Here is an 18,987-nt window from a genome sequence, read left to right on the forward strand (position 1 = left end):
GAGCCATGCTTAGATATAAATGTACAATCGCCTATGATGGTTCAGGATTTTCAGGGTATCAAATTCAGCCAAAAGGTCGAACGGTACAGGGAGAGCTTGAAGCGGCGTTAAAACGTATTCATAAGGATGAGGATATCCATGTAACGGGTTCAGGAAGGACGGATGCAGGGGTTCATGCAGTGGGGCAAGTGATTCATTTTGATTCTCCTTATAATATTCCTATTGACCGATGGCCCATTGTTTTAAATAGTGCGTTACCTGACGATATATCCGTTCAACATATTGAAGAGGTAACTTCTGATTTCCATGCAAGATATTCAGTTATTCAGAAGGAATATCGGTATAAGGTTTATACTGGAAAGATACGGGACCCGTTTAGCAGGAATTATGCATATCATTTTCCTTATGAAATAAATGAGGATCAAATGAGGCAAGCGAGTCAATATTTAATTGGGACACATGATTTTACGAGTTTTTGTTCAGCAAAGACAGAAGTAATAGATCGTGTTCGAACCATTAATGAAATCAGCTTTATTCGGTCAAATCATGAATTAGAGGTTAGGTTTGTTGGAAATGGTTTTCTTTATAATATGGTACGAATTCTAATGGGAACGTTGTTAGAAGTTGGTATTGGAAAAAGAAATCCTGAAGAAGTTCCTATAATACTCGAGAAAAAAAATCGGGTAAATGCTGGAAAAACAGCTCCTTCTCAAGGACTGTATTTGTGGAAGGTTTACTACGAGTAAATTGTTTAGTTTCCATTTCCAGCTATCCTCAACATATTTTATCGATATGTTAAATAACGGATTTTCCTGGAAATATTTAAAGTTTTTTTTCTTTTTAGGAAAGTCTAATGCGGCTTTTCATACGAGTTAGAAGAAACTAGTCTTCTTAGCTAGTGCTAAAACAACTAATCCAGGTGTAACATCTTCTTGACATTGACTTAATAAAAAGATATTATTACCTATGGTATGTTATTTAACCCCACAAATAAGCCCCGGAAACTTATCTGTGTAAAAATAAATACGGTAGAATTTAATTTTTTATTTTAGGAGGGTAACTCAATGCGTACTTATATGGCTAATGCTAATACTGTAGAACGTAAATGGTACGTTGTGGATGCTGAAGGTAAAACTTTAGGTCGTTTAGCAAGTGAAGTAGCATCTATTTTACGTGGTAAACATAAACCAACATTCACACCGCATGTTGATACTGGTGATCATGTCATCATTTTAAATGCTTCAAAAATCGAATTAACTGGTAAAAAATTATCTGATAAAATTTATTACCGTCACACTCAATTTGCAGGCGGTTTAAAAACTCGTACTGCAGGTGAAATGCGTACAAACTATCCTACGAAAATGCTTGAATTAGCAATTAAAGGCATGCTTCCAAAAGGATCTTTAGGTCGTCAAATGATCAAAAAATTACATGTATATGCTGGAGCAGAGCATAAGCATGAAGCACAAAAACCAGAAGTGTACGAACTTCGCGGATAATTAATAAGGGAGGGTATTATTTTGGCACAAGTTCAATATTACGGTACAGGACGTCGTAAAAGCTCTGTAGCGCGTGTACGTTTAGTTCCTGGTAACGGAAAAATCGTTATCAATAATCGTGATGTAGCAGACTACATTCCATTCGCAGCTTTAATCGAAGTAATTAAACAACCATTAAACGCAACTGAAACTTTAGGTAATTATGATGTTTTAGTTAATGTTAATGGTGGTGGTTTCACAGGTCAAGCTGGAGCAATCCGTCATGGTATCGCTCGTGCATTATTGCAAGCTGATCCTGAATACCGCACAACTTTAAAACGTGCAGGATTATTAACACGTGACGCTCGTATGAAAGAACGTAAAAAATACGGTCTTAAAGGCGCTCGTCGTGCACCTCAGTTCTCAAAACGTTAATCAATTCCTTATTGCATCAACGTTTACAAAGTTTTTTTGGTTCAAGTTGGTTCAAATCAACTTGTACCTTATAAAGCACTTAACAGATTTAAAGCATCGGCATCTTGCTGGTGCTTTTTTTCTGGCATTAATTCTAGATAATAATTTTGTGTGGTTTGTATATTTATATGTCCTAATTGTTTGGATACATAAGCAATATCTATATCTGAGCAAATAAAAACGATGCATGCGTATCTCTTAAACCGTAAAGGTAGTTCTTTTAATGTTTAATTCCGTTAATAACTCGGCTAATTGTTCCGATTGTTTAAAGCCACCAAAGCCGAAAATATAACCATTGTCTTTAACTGGAATATGACGATTAAGCTCATACACTTCTTTGTTGATAGAAACATCACGTTTAGCATTCTGTGTCTTTAATGAGGTGTCATCAGAAGTAGGACTGATCGAATGTCTAACTTCTATTCCGTATTCATAAGGGCTGTATTCGTAAAGGTTCTCCGGTCGAATTGCTAGTAGCTCTCCACGTCGCATACCTGTTTCTAATGCAAGTAATACAAGTAAGTTAAATTCATCTTCAGGATGCTGTAAAAGGTAATTACGAAGCTTTTTAAAGTCAGTTATAGATAAAGCTTTGTTTCTTTTAGGTGGGTTTTCTCCACGTGTTTTTACCAAACGAGCAAAATCATTTGCAATATAATCACGAGCATATGCATCACGTAATGATGTTTTTATTTTTAGAAGCACCTCATGTATTGTTTTTCGAGAATGTGTCTTGGCATATTCATCTATTTTCTTCTGAACAACAATATCATTTAAATCTTTTAATTGGATATCCTGAAATAGGTTTCTAATAACTCCCAAAGTACGAACATAATTTTGAAATGTCGATTCTTTAACGTCATTTACCTTTACAAGATAAATCCAGTTCTCGAAGAAATCAGCAAATGTTGTTGTTCTGTGGGCAGGTTCTTTACCTTCTCCTTTCGCTAATTCCATTTCTAAAGCCCAAAGTTCGGCTTCTCTTTTTGTCGGAAAAGTTTTAGAAAGTTTTTTGTGTTTACCATGTTTGTATAGAGAAACTTGTGCTCGATATGATTTCCCTCTTTTTATAATACTAGCCATACTATCAATTCCCTTCAAAAAAATAGTTGATAGATGCTAGTTGAATACAACTGTATTGTATTCCGAACCTTGCATCTTATCAACTGTTAATAAATTAAACCGAGTGTTTTTCAATAAATTCTATTAAAGATTTCATTGTGTATCGTTCATGTCGACCAATCATGAAACGGTCAAGTTCCCTGTGCGGGCGCTATTCTTGGAATAAGGGGGTTTGTACATCGTTGGTAAGCGTAAAATAATCCCCACCTGCTATTAGATGGGGATTTCGTGTACACTTTATTTAGATTTATTTGGTACACGGCACTCCTGTGGAAGTGTCGTTAATGGACTTAAATTTATATTTTCGAAAGTAGGGAAGAAAAATGATTGAATTAAGAAAGATTACCCACGATAATTTTGAGGCAGTGTTGAAGTTAAGTATAACAGATGAGCAGAAAGGAAATGTGGATTCCAGCATATATTGTTTGGCTAAAGCCTATGTAAAGATACTCAACGACGAAAAACCTCCTATGATCTTCGCTATATGCAACAATGATGAAGTCATAGGATATGTCGATATTGGATTTTACAAACTGGCGGAAAGTTCAATTTTATGTGAAAAATATGGAGATAAATATACTTATGGACTTAATCGCTTTATGATTGATAAAAAGCATCAAGGCAAAGGATTTGGCAAACAAGCAATGATGAAAGTTATTGATTACATAAAGTCGTTTCCACAAGGAAAAGCCGATGCAGTTGCTACATCATATTGGATGGTAAACGAAGCCGTCCGGAAGTTGTTTGCGTCTGTCGGTTTCGTTGAAACAGGAGCGATATGGGACGGACAAACAGGGGGTAATTGGAATGCAGAAAGAAAAGATATAGAGTATGCAGAAGTAGGTGCCAGACTCGGATTATAAAGCTAATAAGTTAGGTGCCTGGCTCTGGACTTCTTTGATAAATCACTCGCACTTTGTTCCCTGATCAGATCCTGCCACTGGGCTTTATGTATTTCGTGTTTCGATGTTTTCATAGTTATCAAATTATCATCTCCCTACTGTTCTAATGTTGACAAAGTGTGTTGCCAACATTATTTGCCGTAATAGGGCGCGATTGTGGAACAAACAACGCCCTATTCTGGAAAGCAAGTTAATAGTGTATTCAACTAACATCAATCACTTTAGTTCAAATTGGTTCAAGTAATGTCAATTTCAATCCTTTTTCATACACTTTTATCCATATAACAATTCCCAAAATGTTGATATTAATGAATTACGATGTATTCAATGCACTTAGAATTTATCTGTATATTTCTCAAAACGTTAAAACCTTGTTGTATCAAGGCTTTCGCCCATTTGGAGATTATCCCCAAATGGGCATTTTTATATAAACATTTTTACTAATGGTGTCTTTGTTCAAGTAACTCATCAAAGGCCTACTCAAATTACTGTCTGTATCTTCTGTGATGTGAGTGTAAATATCCATCGTATCCCCAATATTCACCTATGACGTTCCCAACTTTGCTTCGAGCGGAAGCTAACCGTTCTTGTATCCGTTTCAATACATACTCCCGGGGATCCGAAATTGCAGAACCCTCGAGTTCAAGTTCCTTAACCAACAGATCGTGCATTCTTTTTTTCGTCCGTCGATATTTCTTTTTCTTCTTTGAATCCTTCAAGAGCTATTTATCAAAGATTGGTTTCACTGGATCCATTACAGGTGCTTTTCTCTTTTGTTTCACAGATTGAGAAGGTTTGAAATCTTCCATATTGGAGTGCTTCATTTTTTTTTTTTTTTTACATAAATTAGCTGCATTGATTAGTGAAGAAGAAAAACGGTATATGCTTAAATGTGAAGGAATTCGAGGATTTCACGAAGAATTATACAATATAGGATTTCTCCTTGTATTTAATTGGAAGAGTTGGTTGAATCAAAATGAAATTTATAGAATAGAGCAAACGAAATAGAAGGCCTGTAATGGAGGCAGACTTAGATGCTCTTCGAAAATTGATGATACGTTATATACGTGGATATTCAACGACGTAATAATAAACGGACATGTAACAAATATAATAAAGTGGAGAAAAGTAAAATGAAAAGAGATTTCCTCATTGGCCGCTAGTTTTTCTGCAAGCTACACCAAGGGAGAACATCGCTTTTAGTCGTGTTCCATTATAGTAGTTCTTTTAAAGCTAAGGAGGGACACAAATGAGTAACATACACTCTCAAAAATGCAATCTAAATATATGGTATTACCTACCTGATGAAGTATGGGATAAAGTAATTACTATATATGAGAGTATGCCGGGTTGGATAGGATATAAAAATGGAATTCCCTATTGGTTCGGTCAGGAAGATGATGAGGTCTTTATTATGGCCTCTGTTGAACCAAGTGGATTATCATTTTATGCACAGATGAGTAATAGTGAGTGGAGTTCTTGGATAGAGAATTTTAAATTGGAAACGACAAAATTAGTAGGATTTGAGGTTGGTGAACCAGAAGACGGATTTATCTAACTCTGCTTAATTGCCGATGATTAAAAATAACGACTTGATGAATATTCATAGAAATAAAAGTTACAAAGCCCTTCCTACTTATAGCACTGTATTCCTGCATAAAGGTCAGTGGCTAATTTATTGTTATTGGATTACTTATACTGGAAAAGCAGAACTGTGGATTATATTACCGACCTAACCCGAAAAGATTACAATGGATATATTGATGAGTATCAACCATCCTTGATCCTCTCATCCGATTGGAGTGACTGTTTTGAAATATTTAAAAGATATACAGGAGCAAGGGATGGGGACCTGGTATTTTGAAATTGATATCGACGGTGTGGCATATAGACAGATGGTTTATCATGATGATGGGACGTGTATCACATCGAATCGAAAGCATGATTCCTATCATTTCATGCTGGCAGAACATCCACTGAATGCGCAGGAATCATATTACAAGGAGATTAATCAGGCGGAGTTCGAGAAACTGTGGTACGAGCAGCTTCAACTCGGTTTGGAAGACTGGCGTCGAACCAAAACTCTGTTTCCTGTTGGGACTCGAGTGGAGGGGTATATAGAAGCTTTTTTTCCACAAGGTACTTTGATTAACTTAATGGAAACCCCGGCCATAGGTATAACGAACACATCCGCCTTAAAAATTGCAACCCCTGTTGAATGGATGTACCCAAGCTATCGAGTGACCGCCGAAGTATCTGGATACGACGAAGTTAATCATTGGGTACTTCTTAAACATGCTGAAGTCATAGGAAGTCAGCTTGAAGAAGCGGGACATATGTAGAGGGGGAGTACTCTTGAATTGGAAGGAAGTTAGTAAGACAGATGATCTTTCACTGGTACAGAAGGCAGCATCTGAACTGGATGTAAATGAACGAGACGAGCGGGGGAGAACACCGCTAATGCTTTTTTTGACCAATCGATTGCCTGTTCAGGCGATAGAAATATTGATTGAGCATGGAGCAGAGCTTGAGGCACAAGATAAACTTGGTGATACACCACTTAAAAAAGCTGTAAAGTTTAAGCAAATTGAAGCGCTGTTAAAGCTCGTCGAAGCTGGGGCCAAACTGGACTCGCCACTGGGCATATTAGCTACAGCTTGGAATGCAGCCCGGAAAGATAAAAAGCTCGCTGACCTACTGCTCGCAACCAAAGGAGCCGTTCGCCTATCTCTGACACTGGAGGAGCAAAAGCTTGTTGATGAGGTTTTGTATGAGGAGTCTCAGAATAAGATGTGCGATAAGATAGAAGGAATAAATTCTCCGGAATTATTACATGCCATTGTGAACGAATATAACTGGGATGATGGCCCGGAACCGATGCTGTCCGTTTTTATAATCCAGCCACTCCAGAGATTACACTTCTTGACATGTATGAATTGTTGGACGGGGATTATTGGATGGATAGGGATCATTCTTGTGATCAGTTGAACACGGAAGAGGAGAAACGTTTTAAAGAACTTGCTGTTGCACTGAATGAAAGATTAGAGCGGAACGAACCGCCACTAAAAAATGAATGATAAAGACCAAAAGGGAACCAAAGAAGAAGAGCTCGCTTTGAAAGCGAGCTCTTTTCATTAGTAGGCATGAACGTGATCTGCAACTTGATCTTAGATTAGGCTTCTTTTAACCTATTCATTACTTCCTCTTCATATGAATCGGTAAACCGAATAATCCCGTGATTCTGTACAATCCGTCCTTCCTTGATGCGGTGGTCAAGCCAATCTGTAATGAAGGAGGGAGCATATCCGCCTTGGCTGAATTCTCCGCCAAAAGCAATTATGTTCTGGTAGGATGCCGCATATTGTTCGCGACTGGTGCCTGGATAAGACTTCGTATATAACCAAAACTGCACATCATACATGACATACGATAATTCATCTGCATGAAAAGAAAAATGGCCTTTCTCTTCGACAATCCGTGTACATATACTGCGGATTTTCTGTTCAACCTGATCGACTTCGGTTACCCGACAGCACAGCTCCTCCAGCAGTGGAGAAAATTTACCGTGTGCTACTTTATCCAGGTCTTCTTCTTTATCTTCTTCAGAAGTATCATATTGTTCTTCGCTAACTAAGCCTTTTATAAACTCCTCAAAATTCTCGGCAAGGAAGGTAATCTCATAATCATCTTCTTGATCGACATGAATAACTTCAGGTTCACCATCTTTACCGCATGCTCGGTAGTCTAACATGACGATATCATGACCGGCTGAAGGACAATCACAGATCACCACGCCAATGTCAGGATATCCCCACTCCTCAATCATAAACGAACTACCCAGATCCCCACACAGTGAATAGCGTTTCTCGCGACCAATTCCCATAATCCCTGTAATGGCAATATGATCCTCCGCCCAGGAAGTTGGCTCCGATGTTGGAAAGTTGGTGTTCTTCGGCACCCCGCCATTCTGATGCTTCATCAGATGAATATAAGAGGATGGAAGCTTGTAACCAAGCTCTTTCTCGATCGAATCAATTAGTTCATCCGTAGGTAGCTCAGATTGATAAGATTCTCTTGCATACTCGCTGTCCTCCCAGAAATCAGCTAAAAACATATCAGAAAAAAGAACCTTTTCCTTTACTGAACCGCCACGTTCCATGGAAGTTTTCTTCTTGGCAAGCCGGATTTCTTCTATTTTCTGCTTCTCTGCTTTATGAATGCTCTGTCTTAAAAAGTATTCCGTACTTTGAACATCAGGCTCTAATTGAGCAGACCTGCTGAAAATTTGAGCTGCTTCCTCATATCGCTTTAAATAATAAAGAGCATAGCCTACCCGATAATGCCAGATAGAATCCTGTTTGCCAGCCTCAGAAATTTTATCAAATTGGGAGAGCGCTTCTTCGTAATGCCCCAAATTGTTATAGGCCCTGCCCAAAAGGCTGATCGATTCATAATCCCGTTCTTCATCAGTAATTGTTGAAAGCAAATCGACAATTTGCTGATGTTTGTCTGCTTCATGCCACTCGTTCAATTGCTCAATAAGCTCTTGTTTCATTTCTACCTCCTAGTGATTTATAAAATAACTTCATATGTATTTATAAGCCTCTACCTTTAAAATAGTAACATCGATAAATGAAGGATTCTAGGAATTTTCCATATTTTACAATTCAGTTGAATTTATATCTGGATAAATGGGATTTGCATAGGTCATAGGCTCTGTTGCTTTTACAAAAGGCAAAAAACTATACAAAAACAGCCTAAATAAAAAGAAAGCTCTTTTAAGAAAACCAACTAAAAAGCCCCCTGTAGATGCGACTACAGGGGCTTATTATGAATAATATTAATTTTTTTCAAGCTTTGGAAAGTTATTTGCTTGATGAAATGGACATTTCGATAATGTTGTATTATCGTCACGAAGATAATACTGTTTCCATTCATAATTATTTTTAGATCCAAAGCTATTTAAATCAGGGTGTACTCCGATGGAATCATATTTTAAAAGCCTCTTTCGAATCTGTTTTGTGATTCCTTTTGCACGTGTCGGCAATTGATTAAATTCTTGGAGAACCCAGTGTGGAGTGATGGCAAGCATCATTCCATCAAAGTGTCTACTTTGTCGCTTTTCATGTGCTGGTGTAGCGCAGTACATAAAATACTTCTCCCCATTGTAGCAAAATTCCCAATAGGGATGATGTGGATCATTAGGTATCTCTATAGGCCAATCCATATGGTCCATTCTATTTAAGCTGTTAAGATGTTGCCAAAATAATTGTTCATAATCTTGAACTGTATATGTTGCTTTTAAATCCTCAGACGTTTCAAAAAAGACGATAAGTGATGTGTAATTTCCAATCTCCCTTGAAATTTCAGAGTACGTACTTAATATTTTTGCAAGTTCATGTATTGTGGTTGTTTCTCTCGGGTCACCGATAAAGCAGTATCGTAATTGGTTTAGTGAGAACCCAATGGTGGCAGGGATGCATGGAAAGGGTTTTGATTTGTCTTTCATTTTTTTCGAAAATTTCATAAGTGTTTCTTTTTCCCATTCATTGAGTTGATCTCTTTGAGAGGGATCATCCATATATATCCCTTTCATTTTGTCACCTCCCATAGCTAAAGTATTCATGCATTATAGGAAGGTGAAGATTATCTAGTTATGTGTGTAGTTTTACCTTCAATAAAAAAAACGAGTGTTGATTAACTGAACTACAATGGGTATTTATTTACAAAAGCAACAAACGATACGAAAACTTCTTGTTTAAAAGTGTAAGAAAATTCGAAGTGACACCGGTAGAGTGGGTTGAGTTCTATACAGTAATTCTGATACGGTCACACATTCGTACCCTTCCTTTTTGAACACAGCTAAAATTTTATCTAAAGCTTCTACTGTTTGTGTTCGGTTTCCTCCAGAATCATGAAGAAGAATAATATCTCCTGGCTTTGTATCTGAAATCACATTATGAATAATCTTCTTTGTACCGGGCTGACTCCAATCTTTTGTATCCTGATGCCACCCCCACATAATGACATAATTATCGTTTTTTAGAGCTGTTTTAACGATAGTATCGTTGTAGTATCCTCCAACAGGACGAAAGAGAGATGGGGTATATCCAGTAATGCTGTATATAATGTTGGAGGTCTTTTTGATTTCCTGTTCTAATTTTGTTGCAGAAACATGTATATCATAATCATGTTGGTAGGTATGATTCGCTATCTCATGACCTGCATCCACTTGTTTTCTTATAATGTCTGGATACTTTTCAGCGTTCTTACCAATTACAAAAAATGTGGCTCTTGCGTCGTATTTTGCTAATATATCTAAAATCTGTGGTGTATAAAGTGGATGAGGTCCATCATCAAATGTGAGTGCTACCAATTTTTCCTTTGAATGTACCTCCCAGAAGACTCGTCCTGTTTTTTCAAAATCAAAGCGTCCTTTCGAATCTGCTAGTACTTCAAAATGGCTTTGTAGTGAGATTAACGTAAGACAAAGAATGAATAATAAGCATCTCATAATAACGTCTCCTATCTAAATGTCCTTCCTTAGTTTATGTCGATTCCTCTAGAATATGAAAAACACTCTACATCTCTGCTCATGGGGTAAGTACAAGCTTTTCTTTATATGGTAATGATTGACGCTTATAAGGTGAATTAGAAAGAGGGGTTAGTTGAAAAATAGGTAATGGGAGGAGTGAAATTGAATGAATGTAATTACAAGCTTTAATGCAAAAAGAAGGGAAAGACAGATCAAGTATGAAAGAAAACTCTTAAAAGAGTTATCAATACAAAGCTTAAAGAAAAGTGTCCAGGAATACTTTGGTTCAGAGAGAATTGAAGGTGGATTATGGTTACAACAAGGTGTAGAGGAAGGCTGTTATGATGTAGCCATTGAGGCATTTTTATTAGGAGGACAGTATAGTCGTTTTGGTCATTACGGAGAATCTATTGAGCAGGCAAAGAAGCGCTGTGAAAATGAAATTAGACATTTAACCGATACTCTTTATAATTTTTGGCTGTATTGGAAATTTGGCGATCAAGGCTTCATCCAAGAATCGATATATTATTCCTGTGAACGATTTGTTGATATTTGGTGGATGGAAGGTTTCACAAAGGGCGAGCAAAGAAGAAAGCTTAGACTTCATTAATTTTATGTTCTAAACCTGTACCTTGTCCCATATCTTTGGAATAGAAGAATGGGAAGGGAAGGTTATGGATGAAGCGGAAGATCAAAGTCATCAGTTTTATTTTAGGAGCCTTACTTTTATTTTTGCTCTTTCAATTTCAATTTTTCCAGAGGGATACATGGGAATCGTGGAATCTGCCTTTGTCAGGAAAAGTAATTATTTTAGATCCAGGGCATGGTGGGCCCGACGGTGGGGCTGGAGATGAAGATGCACTTGAAAAGGATATTGCTTTAAGCATTTCAAAAAAAATTAAGGAATATTTACAGGAGCAGGGTGCTCTTGTCATGATGACGAGAGAGGATGATAGTGACTTAGCAGATCCTGAAACAAAAGGAATAAGTAGAAGAAAAGTTGAGGATTTAAGAACGCGACTAGATATGATCAATGAATCCGAAGCTGATCTATATTTAAGCATTCATCTTAATTCTATTCCTTCACCTAGATGGAGCGGGGCACAAACTTTTTATTCGCCACATTTAATCGAAAATAAACGATTAGCAAAATTCATCCAGAGTGAATTAATAAGAAATCTTGAAAATACTGACCGAGAAGCAAAGCTTCTTAAAAATATTTATATTGTAAAAAATGCAAAAAAACCGGGTGCATTAGTAGAGGTTGGTTTTTTATCAAATCCAACTGAACGTGAGAATTTAAAAAGTGATAAATATCAGGAAAAGGTCTCGGCATCGATCTATAATGGAATTATGAGATACTTTTCAAATGAAAAGGATTTAAAGTAGGGTAATCGACATGGTCTCGATTGCCTTTTTAATTGGCTCTTTCTCAAACATTGTGTATGTAAGGAAAGTTTTAATTCATAACTATCGGTTGAAGACCGCTATATCTTTCATTTCTCAAAGGAAAGAGTTGCAAACTCTACCTGCAGTTGGGTATTTACAAAAGCAACAAACGATACGAAAACAGCCTTTTCAATTTGATTGATGATTCGATCATTAACACCGCTTATTAAATGAAATTATGATATACTGTAGGGGTGTAACCGAATTCACATCAAGGATGGTGTTTGAAGTGATAACAGAGCAGCAGGTATTTAATCTATTAAAAGGTATACAAGATCCTTTCCTACATAAAACATTAGAAGACACAAACGGCATTTTAGAAATTAAGGTAAAGGAAGAGAAAGAACATGTAAGTGTTAAGCTTGCCATAGCCAAAACTGGGACAAGTGAACAATTGCAAATGCAAACACTAGTAGTAAATACACTAAAAGAGGCAGGGGCTAAAACAGTAGGTATTCGATTTGCTGAGCTTCCTGAAGAGGTATTACAGAAATTTAGAGGCTCCATGCCAGCAGAAGAAAATAATAACCTATTATCACCAACAAATAAAACAACCTTTATTGCAGTTGCAAGCGGAAAAGGTGGAGTAGGTAAATCAACTGTTTCAGTAAATTTGGCTGTTTCTCTTGCTCGTCAAGGAAAAAAGGTGGGGCTTATTGATGCAGATATTTATGGTTTTAGTGTCCCAGATATGATGGGAGTCACCAATCGTCCAGTCGTACGGGGGGATCGGATTATTCCTGTTGAAAGACTAGGCGTAAAAGTCATCTCTATGGGATTTTTTGTAGAAGATAATGCACCTGTTATATGGCGTGGACCTATGTTAGGAAAAATGCTTAATAACTTCTTCAGTGAAGTGGAATGGGGAGAATTAGATTATTTATTACTTGACCTTCCTCCTGGAACAGGTGATGTAGCATTAGACTTACATACGATGTTGCCACACTGTAAAGAGGTTATTGTTACCACTCCACATCCGACAGCTGCATTTGTGGCGGCACGAGCGGGCGCTATGGCCTTAAAAACAGACCATGAAATTTTAGGTGTTATTGAAAATATGTCTTATTTTGAAAGTAAGGTTACTGGTGAACGTGAATATGTATTTGGACGTGGTGGAGGAGAAAAGTTAGCTGAAGAACTACGTACGGAGCTACTAGGTCAGTTACCATTACAACAACCTGATTGGGATGAGGAAGACTTTGCACCTTCAATTTATGCAGCAGACCATAAGTTGGGTAAAATTTATGGAGATATTGCAAAGAAAATGATTGATCTACTTAATAAATAAAGCCAAAGCAAAATAAATAAGGGTACCATATTGGATGGCACCCTTATTTTCTGTTAAAGAGACGGTGAAATTAAGTACCTTGCCCACCTCCACCGCCTTGCGTTCCTCCACCACTGCCATTTTGACCTTGTTTCTGGGATCCTTGGTTACCTTCCATTTCTTTAGCAGCCTTCAACAATGTTTCTTGTATTTTTGCTTTAAAGAGAGGGCTCTCGAGTGTATCTTCGATGGTTGATTGAATGTGTTTTCGGAAATCCTTGCTTTTAAGTAAATCCTGCATTTCCTTTTGATATTCTGGATCTTTTAAAATATCTATCATCATTCCTTGGTATTCGGGATCCTTCATTAATTTTTTTAGTAACTCTTCGTTCTGCTTTTTCATTCCTGTAGCAAAGGATTTTGCAAATTCAGGATCCTTAAAGGATTTTTTCCAAAATTCATTTCCCTTTTCTGATACTAATGTTTTTTCAATTGTATCAGTCACTACAGCTTGATCCATAATTAGCTTTTGTTTCATTTGTGTATCGGTCAAGATTTCTTGTATGGCTTTTTTTCCCTCATCGGTTTTAAGTATATCAACAATCATTTTCTTTGTTTTGTCATAATCCATTTGCTCGCTTCCTGGATTACCCGAGCAAGCGGAAAGGAATGTACAGCATAAAAGTAGGATAACTATTTTTTTCATAGGAAAAGCTCTCCCCTATAAAGATGTCTTATATAGTTAATATGGTTCTAACGAAAAGAATTATTCAATAAGGGGGTAATTTCTAGATTTTTCATACAGTGCTTGGTAAAATCAAAAAAGATGAAGTTTTTAAGCATGTGGCTTAATTATGATAATTATTGGAGGATATCCCATTGACAAGCAGAAATTGGGTAAGATTATTTTTTACGACATTAGCATGGGGTGGTTTAACAACCGGTGTCTTAGGATTTATTATTCGTTGGAGTGAATTTCAGGACTATTTTATTCATTTTAAGATTGGATCCATTTTATCTACTTTTATATGGTTAATTGGGGTCGGGCTCATTTTTAGTGTAATTAGTCAAGTTGGTTATTTCGCTTATTTGACTATTCACCAATTCGGATTAGGTATTTTTCGATCAGCAACTTTATGGAATGGAGTTCAACTTGTCTTAACGATTTTTGCATTATTCGATTTAATTTATTTCCGATTTGAAAAATTTGCGAAGCCAAATGAAAGTTTAGTTCCTTATATCGCATTGGCGATATTTATATTAATTGCTGGATTAATTGTTGCTTATTTTAAATCACAGCAGGGAAAAAGAACGACTTTCATTCCTGCCCTATTTTTTATGGTCGTTGTAACCATTTTAGAATGGATTCCTGTATTACGTGTAAACGAAAAAAGCTGGGTGTATTTAATGTTATTCCCTCTCGTTATTTGTAATGCTTATCAAATACTAATGCTTCCGAAATATTTAAAACGATCCGAAGAGGAACGAGCGATCTTAAACGAGAAGAAAAATAAGTCTAATGCGCCAACTACAGCTAAGAAATCTAATAACAAAAAGAAAAAATAAAAAAGATGGTCCCAACGGTATTATTTCTGTTGAGACCGTCTTTTTTATTATAATCATTCGTGTTGGAAAACATTCTAATGAATGTAAATATACTTTGAGCGTTTTGCTTTTTAAATGATTTTAGTTGATGAGTGTGGTTTTTACCTTTCCATTTGCGATCATATCTGAAACATTTGTAAATGTCCCTCGTTTATGAAGTGATTCAATAACAGATGGCAAAGCTTTTTCTGTTTGATTTGCTGCATCTGATGCATGCATAAGGATAATATCTCCATTTTTTGCCTTTTCAATATTTTTTACAATCTGATGGACTCCTGGGTTCGTCCAGTCTTCTGAATTAATACTCCAATGGACAACAGTTAAATTTAATTGTTCAGCAACTTTTAAAGTCTTTTTATCAAAATGACCTGTAGGTGCTCGAAGAAGCTTAATATTTTTCACATTCAACTTTTTAAATACCTCTTGTGCTTTTACTATGTCTTTGCGGATTTTTTCTGTTTCTAAATCAGTGTAATCCTCATAGGCATATCCAAGACTACCAATTTCATATCCACTTTTTATAATTTTATCAACTATGTCCGGATGGCGCTCAGCCCAAGAACCAGACAAGAAGAATGTAGCTGATTTTACGTTATGTTTCACAAGAGTATCAATAATCGGTTCGGCCTTTTGGTCCCCCCAACCTATATTAAAGGTCAAAGCAATTCCTTTTTCCCCCTTATAGATCGCTTTGGGACCTTCATTGGTTGAAAATACAGCAACCTGTGAAGTAGTTTGTGAATAAAAGAAAAGGGCAGTAAATAACGATAGTAATGCAATAAATAAAAAATTTTTTAATCTTTTCCCACTCAAAATCATAAAAAAATTCAATGTATCTCCCCCTACCTCAGCAATCTCCTTTTTGTTGTAAATATTTTATTTGATAGACAAGTCCTTATTGAAATGTATGCTTGGCCATTTATTATTTATGACTATAAATTTTTTTCTCATAAATCCGGTAATTTTGGAAAAAACTACGTTTACTATAAAAAAGGGGTTGAATAGATTGTTCGGGATAATAATTCATGAAAAAGAAAAATTAGAAATTCAGTATTTATTAAAAAGAGAGATGGATGAAATTTTATATGATTTAGAGGACGAACGAATTGACCATATTGTAAAGCGAGCGATGAAGGAGAGGTATAAAATTTTATTTTCACTGTTTACTCGTGTGGCACCTCATAATGAATGCATGAACTATATAATAGATACAAAGAAGAAAGAAAAAATGTAGAGATAAAAAAATTAAAGGGAGAGAGAAAAAAAGGGTTGACCAAAATTTAATATCCTGGTATATTAATATATGTCGTTAACAACGTTAAAAAAGTTGTTGACAAGGAAGTTCAGAAGTGATATATTATAAAAGTTGCTTTTGAAAAATAATTGATCTTTGAAAACTGAACAAAACGAAACGTCAATGAATTACTTTTATTTATAAAGAGCTATATCAAACATCTTTTTGGAGAGTTTGATCCTGGCTCAGGACGAACGCTGGCGGCGTGCCTAATACATGCAAGTCGAGCGAATCTGACGGGAGCTTGCTCCCTGATGATTAGCGGCGGACGGGTGAGTAACACGTGGGTAACCTGCCTGTAAGACTGGGATAACTCCGGGAAACCGGGGCTAATACCGGATAACTTTTTTCTTCGCATGAGGGAGAATTGAAAGATGGCCTCGGCTATCACTTACAGATGGACCCGCGGCGCATTAGCTAGTTGGTGAGGTAACGGCTCACCAAGGCAACGATGCGTAGCCGACTTGAGAGGGTGATCGGCCACACTGGGACTGAGACACGGCCCAGACTCCTACGGGAGGCAGCAGTAGGGAATCTTCCGCAATGGACGAAAGTCTGACGGAGCAACGCCGCGTGAGTGATGAAGGTTTTCGGATCGTAAAACTCTGTTGTTAGGGAAGAACAAGTATCGTTCGAATAGGGCGGTACCTTGACGGTACCTAACCAGAAAGCCACGGCTAACTACGTGCCAGCAGCCGCGGTAATACGTAGGTGGCAAGCGTTGTCCGGAATTATTGGGCGTAAAGCGCGCGCAGGCGGTTTCTTAAGTCTGATGTGAAATCTTGCGGCTCAACCGCAAGCGGCCATTGGAAACTGGGAGACTTGAGTGCAGAAGAGGAGAGTGGAATTCCACGTGTAGCGGTGAAATGCGTAGAGATGTGGAGGAACACCAGTGGCGAAGGCGACTCTCTGGTCTGTAACTGACGCTGAGGCGCGAAAGCGTGGGGAGCGAACAGGATTAGATACCCTGGTAGTCCACGCCGTAAACGATGAGTGCTAAGTGTTAGAGGGTTTCCGCCCTTTAGTGCTGCAGCTAACGCATTAAGCACTCCGCCTGGGGAGTACGGCCGCAAGGCTGAAACTCAAAGGAATTGACGGGGGCCCGCACAAGCGGTGGAGCATGTGGTTTAATTCGAAGCAACGCGAAGAACCTTACCAGGTCTTGACATCCTCTTGACCTCCCTAGAGATAGGGATTTCCCTTCGGGGACAGGAGTGACAGGTGGTGCATGGTTGTCGTCAGCTCGTGTCGTGAGATGTTGGGTTAAGTCCCGCAACGGCGCAACCCTTGACCTTAGTTGCCAGCATTCAGTTGGGCACTCTAAGGTGACTGCCGGTGACAAACCGGAGGAAGGTGGGGATGACGTCAAATCATCATGCCCCTTATGACCTGGGCTACACACGTGCTACAATGGATGGTACAAAGGGCTGCAAGACCGCGAGGTTTAGCCAATCCCATAAAACCATTCTCAGTTCGGATTGTAGGCTGCAACTCGCCTACATGAAGCCGGAATCGCTAGTAATCGCGGATCAGCATGCCGCGGTGAATACGTTCCCGGGCCTTGTACACACCGCCCGTCACACCACGAGAGTTTGTAACACCCGAAGTCGGTGAGGTAACCTTTTGGAGCCAGCCGCCGAAGGTGGGACAGATGATTGGGGTGAAGTCGTAACAAGGTAGCCGTATCGGAAGGTGCGGCTGGATCACCTCCTTTCTAAGGAATATGGAAAACCACTTACGTGGTTCAGACGTCTTCTGTTTTGTTCAGTTTTGAAAGGTTAATCCTTTCAGTTTAATAGAGGTGAATTAGAAGCAAGAAGGTCGAGGAAGCAAGCGAACGAGCACCGGAACGTATAAACATACGTGAGGATGTGAGTGAGTGCGCTGACGAAGAGATTCGAAGCTTATCATTCGCCGGATTGTTCCTTGAAAACTAGATAATATTAAGAAGTAACCAAGTAATAACCGAGAATCGCCACTTTATGGATGAATCCATTAAGTAGTTTTTAAACTGAAAGGGCAAGGAGAAGCGAGAAGATCTAGGAAACGAACGAAGGAGCACCGTAGCGTATTACACATACGTGAGGATGCGAATGAGTGAGTTGACGAAGAGATTCGAAGCTTATCATTGGCCGTAGGTTAAGTTAGTAAGGGCGCACGGTGAATGCCTTGGCACTAGGAGCCGATGAAGGACGGGACTAACACCGATATGCTTCGGGGAGCTGTAAGCGAGCTTTGATCCGGAGATTTCCGAATGGGGGAACCCACTGCCCGTAATGGGGTAGTATCCTTACTTGAATACATAGAGTAAGGAAGGCAGACCCGGGGAACTGAAACATCTAAGTACCCGGAGGAAGAGAAAGCAATTGCGATTTCCTGAGTAGCGGCGAGCGAAACGGAAGAAGCCCAAACCAAGAGGCTTGCCTCTTGGGGTTGTAGGACACTCTATACGGAGTTACAAAGGAACGGAGTAAATGAAGAGGTCTGGAAAGGCCCGTCAAAGAAGGTAACAACCCTGTAGTTGAAACTTCGTACCCTCCAGAGTGGATCCTGAGTACGGCGGGACACGTGAAATCCCGTCGGAAGCAGGGAGGACCATCTCCCAAGGCTAAATACTCCCTAGTGACCGATAGTGAACCAGTACCGTGAGGGAAAGGTGAAAAGCACCCCGGGAGGGGAGTGAAAGAGAACCTGAAACCGTGTGCCTACAAATAGTTAGAGCCCTATGCTTTATGCAGGGTGATAGCGTGCCTTTTGTAGAATGAACCGGCGAGTTACGATTTCATGCAAGGTTAAGCTGAAGAGGCGGAGCCGTAGCGAAAGCGAGTCTGAATAGGGCGATTAAGTATGAGGTCGTAGAC

Annotated in this window: 19 protein-coding genes and 2 rRNA genes (1 of these 21 cut by a window edge); 15 read left to right on the plus strand and 6 right to left on the minus strand. The window is 38.4% G+C overall.

What is annotated here, in order from left to right; all coding sequences use genetic code 11:
- Window positions 1-5: 5 nt before the first annotated feature.
- The 3 genes from truA (at window position 6) to rpsI (ending at window position 1,913) form a co-directional block, all read left to right on the plus strand.
- The gene (gene truA / locus I5818_RS00835) at window positions 6-746 is read left to right on the plus strand and encodes a tRNA pseudouridine(38-40) synthase TruA (RefSeq protein ID WP_078109871.1); all 741 of its coding nucleotides are present in this window, start codon (window positions 6-8) and stop codon (window positions 744-746) included.
- A 318-nt stretch (window positions 747-1,064) separates the two neighbouring features.
- Window positions 1,065-1,499 carry a 50S ribosomal protein L13 gene (rplM, locus tag I5818_RS00840; protein ID WP_058005994.1) on the plus strand — a complete coding sequence of 145 codons (435 nt, stop codon included), beginning with the start codon at window positions 1,065-1,067 and terminating at the stop codon, window positions 1,497-1,499.
- 21 nt (window positions 1,500-1,520) lie between these two features.
- A complete protein-coding gene (rpsI, locus tag I5818_RS00845) occupies window positions 1,521-1,913 on the plus strand; it encodes a 30S ribosomal protein S9 (RefSeq protein ID WP_058005995.1) in 393 nt (130 codons plus the stop codon).
- Between the two features lie 237 nt (window positions 1,914-2,150).
- Here rpsI and I5818_RS00850 read toward each other — a convergent pair whose 3' ends face one another.
- Window positions 2,151-3,035 carry a tyrosine-type recombinase/integrase gene (locus tag I5818_RS00850; RefSeq protein WP_235849599.1) on the minus strand — a complete coding sequence of 295 codons (885 nt, stop codon included), beginning with the start codon at window positions 3,033-3,035 and terminating at the stop codon, window positions 2,151-2,153.
- A gap of 362 nt (window positions 3,036-3,397) precedes the next feature.
- Here I5818_RS00850 and I5818_RS00855 point away from each other — a divergent pair, with 362 nt between their 5' ends.
- The 5 genes from I5818_RS00855 (at window position 3,398) to I5818_RS00870 (ending at window position 6,964) form a co-directional block, all read left to right on the plus strand.
- Window positions 3,398-3,937 carry a GNAT family N-acetyltransferase gene (locus I5818_RS00855; RefSeq protein ID WP_078109872.1) on the plus strand — a complete coding sequence of 180 codons (540 nt, stop codon included), beginning with the start codon at window positions 3,398-3,400 and terminating at the stop codon, window positions 3,935-3,937.
- A 921-nt stretch (window positions 3,938-4,858) separates the two neighbouring features.
- Entirely contained in the window at window positions 4,859-4,984 is a 126-nt protein-coding gene (locus I5818_RS26400) for a DUF6508 domain-containing protein (protein ID WP_390883597.1), read from the plus strand.
- A 241-nt stretch (window positions 4,985-5,225) separates the two neighbouring features.
- Window positions 5,226-5,534: a hypothetical protein gene (locus I5818_RS00860; RefSeq protein ID WP_078109874.1), complete on the plus strand. Its 309-nt coding sequence runs from the start codon at window positions 5,226-5,228 to the stop codon at window positions 5,532-5,534.
- Between the two features lie 253 nt (window positions 5,535-5,787).
- Window positions 5,788-6,318, plus strand: a complete 531-nt coding sequence (locus I5818_RS00865; protein ID WP_078109875.1) for a hypothetical protein — start codon at window positions 5,788-5,790, stop codon at window positions 6,316-6,318.
- Window positions 6,319-6,331: 13 nt separating this feature from the next.
- Window positions 6,332-6,964, plus strand: coding sequence for an ankyrin repeat domain-containing protein (locus I5818_RS00870; RefSeq protein ID WP_244975359.1), 633 nt, complete (start codon window positions 6,332-6,334; stop codon window positions 6,962-6,964).
- Window positions 6,965-7,148: 184 nt separating this feature from the next.
- Here the strand turns inward: I5818_RS00870 and I5818_RS00875 are convergent, their stop codons facing one another.
- The 3 genes from I5818_RS00875 to I5818_RS00885 all read right to left on the minus strand — a co-directional run bounded on the left by I5818_RS00875 (window position 7,149) and on the right by I5818_RS00885 (window position 10,490).
- Window positions 7,149-8,531: an SMI1/KNR4 family protein gene (locus I5818_RS00875; protein ID WP_078109877.1), complete on the minus strand. Its 1,383-nt coding sequence runs from the start codon at window positions 8,529-8,531 to the stop codon at window positions 7,149-7,151.
- Window positions 8,532-8,816: 285 nt separating this feature from the next.
- Window positions 8,817-9,572: a YqcI/YcgG family protein gene (locus tag I5818_RS00880; protein WP_078109878.1), complete on the minus strand. Its 756-nt coding sequence runs from the start codon at window positions 9,570-9,572 to the stop codon at window positions 8,817-8,819.
- 162 nt (window positions 9,573-9,734) lie between these two features.
- Window positions 9,735-10,490, minus strand: a complete 756-nt coding sequence (locus tag I5818_RS00885) for a polysaccharide deacetylase family protein (RefSeq protein ID WP_058006003.1) — start codon at window positions 10,488-10,490, stop codon at window positions 9,735-9,737.
- Between the two features lie 187 nt (window positions 10,491-10,677).
- Here I5818_RS00885 and I5818_RS00890 point away from each other — a divergent pair, with 187 nt between their 5' ends.
- The 3 genes from I5818_RS00890 to I5818_RS00900 all read left to right on the plus strand — a co-directional run bounded on the left by I5818_RS00890 (window position 10,678) and on the right by I5818_RS00900 (window position 13,248).
- A complete protein-coding gene (locus I5818_RS00890) occupies window positions 10,678-11,121 on the plus strand; it encodes a YbaK family protein (protein ID WP_058006004.1) in 444 nt (147 codons plus the stop codon).
- A 68-nt stretch (window positions 11,122-11,189) separates the two neighbouring features.
- Window positions 11,190-11,900, plus strand: a complete 711-nt coding sequence (cwlD, locus tag I5818_RS00895; RefSeq protein WP_058006005.1) for an N-acetylmuramoyl-L-alanine amidase CwlD — start codon at window positions 11,190-11,192, stop codon at window positions 11,898-11,900.
- 289 nt (window positions 11,901-12,189) lie between these two features.
- Window positions 12,190-13,248 (plus strand): Mrp/NBP35 family ATP-binding protein, encoded by a 1,059-nt coding sequence (locus tag I5818_RS00900; RefSeq protein WP_058006011.1) that lies wholly within the window; start codon window positions 12,190-12,192, stop codon window positions 13,246-13,248.
- Between the two features lie 70 nt (window positions 13,249-13,318).
- On the opposite strand, the gene gerD is transcribed toward I5818_RS00900, so the two are convergent.
- Window positions 13,319-13,933, minus strand: a complete 615-nt coding sequence (gene gerD, locus I5818_RS00905; RefSeq protein WP_058006006.1) for a spore germination lipoprotein GerD — start codon at window positions 13,931-13,933, stop codon at window positions 13,319-13,321.
- A 173-nt stretch (window positions 13,934-14,106) separates the two neighbouring features.
- Between gerD and I5818_RS00910 the strand changes: the two genes are divergently transcribed.
- Window positions 14,107-14,793 (plus strand): KinB-signaling pathway activation protein, encoded by a 687-nt coding sequence (locus I5818_RS00910; RefSeq protein ID WP_058006007.1) that lies wholly within the window; start codon window positions 14,107-14,109, stop codon window positions 14,791-14,793.
- A gap of 120 nt (window positions 14,794-14,913) precedes the next feature.
- Here I5818_RS00910 and pdaB read toward each other — a convergent pair whose 3' ends face one another.
- Window positions 14,914-15,663 carry a polysaccharide deacetylase family sporulation protein PdaB gene (pdaB, locus tag I5818_RS00915; protein WP_058006008.1) on the minus strand — a complete coding sequence of 250 codons (750 nt, stop codon included), beginning with the start codon at window positions 15,661-15,663 and terminating at the stop codon, window positions 14,914-14,916.
- A 175-nt stretch (window positions 15,664-15,838) separates the two neighbouring features.
- On the opposite strand from pdaB, the gene I5818_RS00920 reads away from it, so the two are divergent.
- The 3 genes from I5818_RS00920 to I5818_RS00930 all read left to right on the plus strand — a co-directional run.
- Window positions 15,839-16,066, plus strand: coding sequence for a hypothetical protein (locus tag I5818_RS00920; RefSeq protein ID WP_058006009.1), 228 nt, complete (start codon window positions 15,839-15,841; stop codon window positions 16,064-16,066).
- A gap of 222 nt (window positions 16,067-16,288) precedes the next feature.
- A 16S ribosomal RNA gene (locus tag I5818_RS00925) occupies window positions 16,289-17,840 on the plus strand.
- A gap of 423 nt (window positions 17,841-18,263) precedes the next feature.
- Window positions 18,264-18,987 (plus strand): 23S ribosomal RNA (locus tag I5818_RS00930); it runs 2,244 nt beyond the window's last position.
- Together the 16S and 23S rRNA genes form the textbook arrangement of a ribosomal RNA operon.

The sequence above is a fragment of the Heyndrickxia oleronia genome (assembly GCF_017809215.1).
GTDB classification, from domain to species: domain Bacteria; phylum Bacillota; class Bacilli; order Bacillales; family Bacillaceae_C; genus Heyndrickxia; species Heyndrickxia oleronia.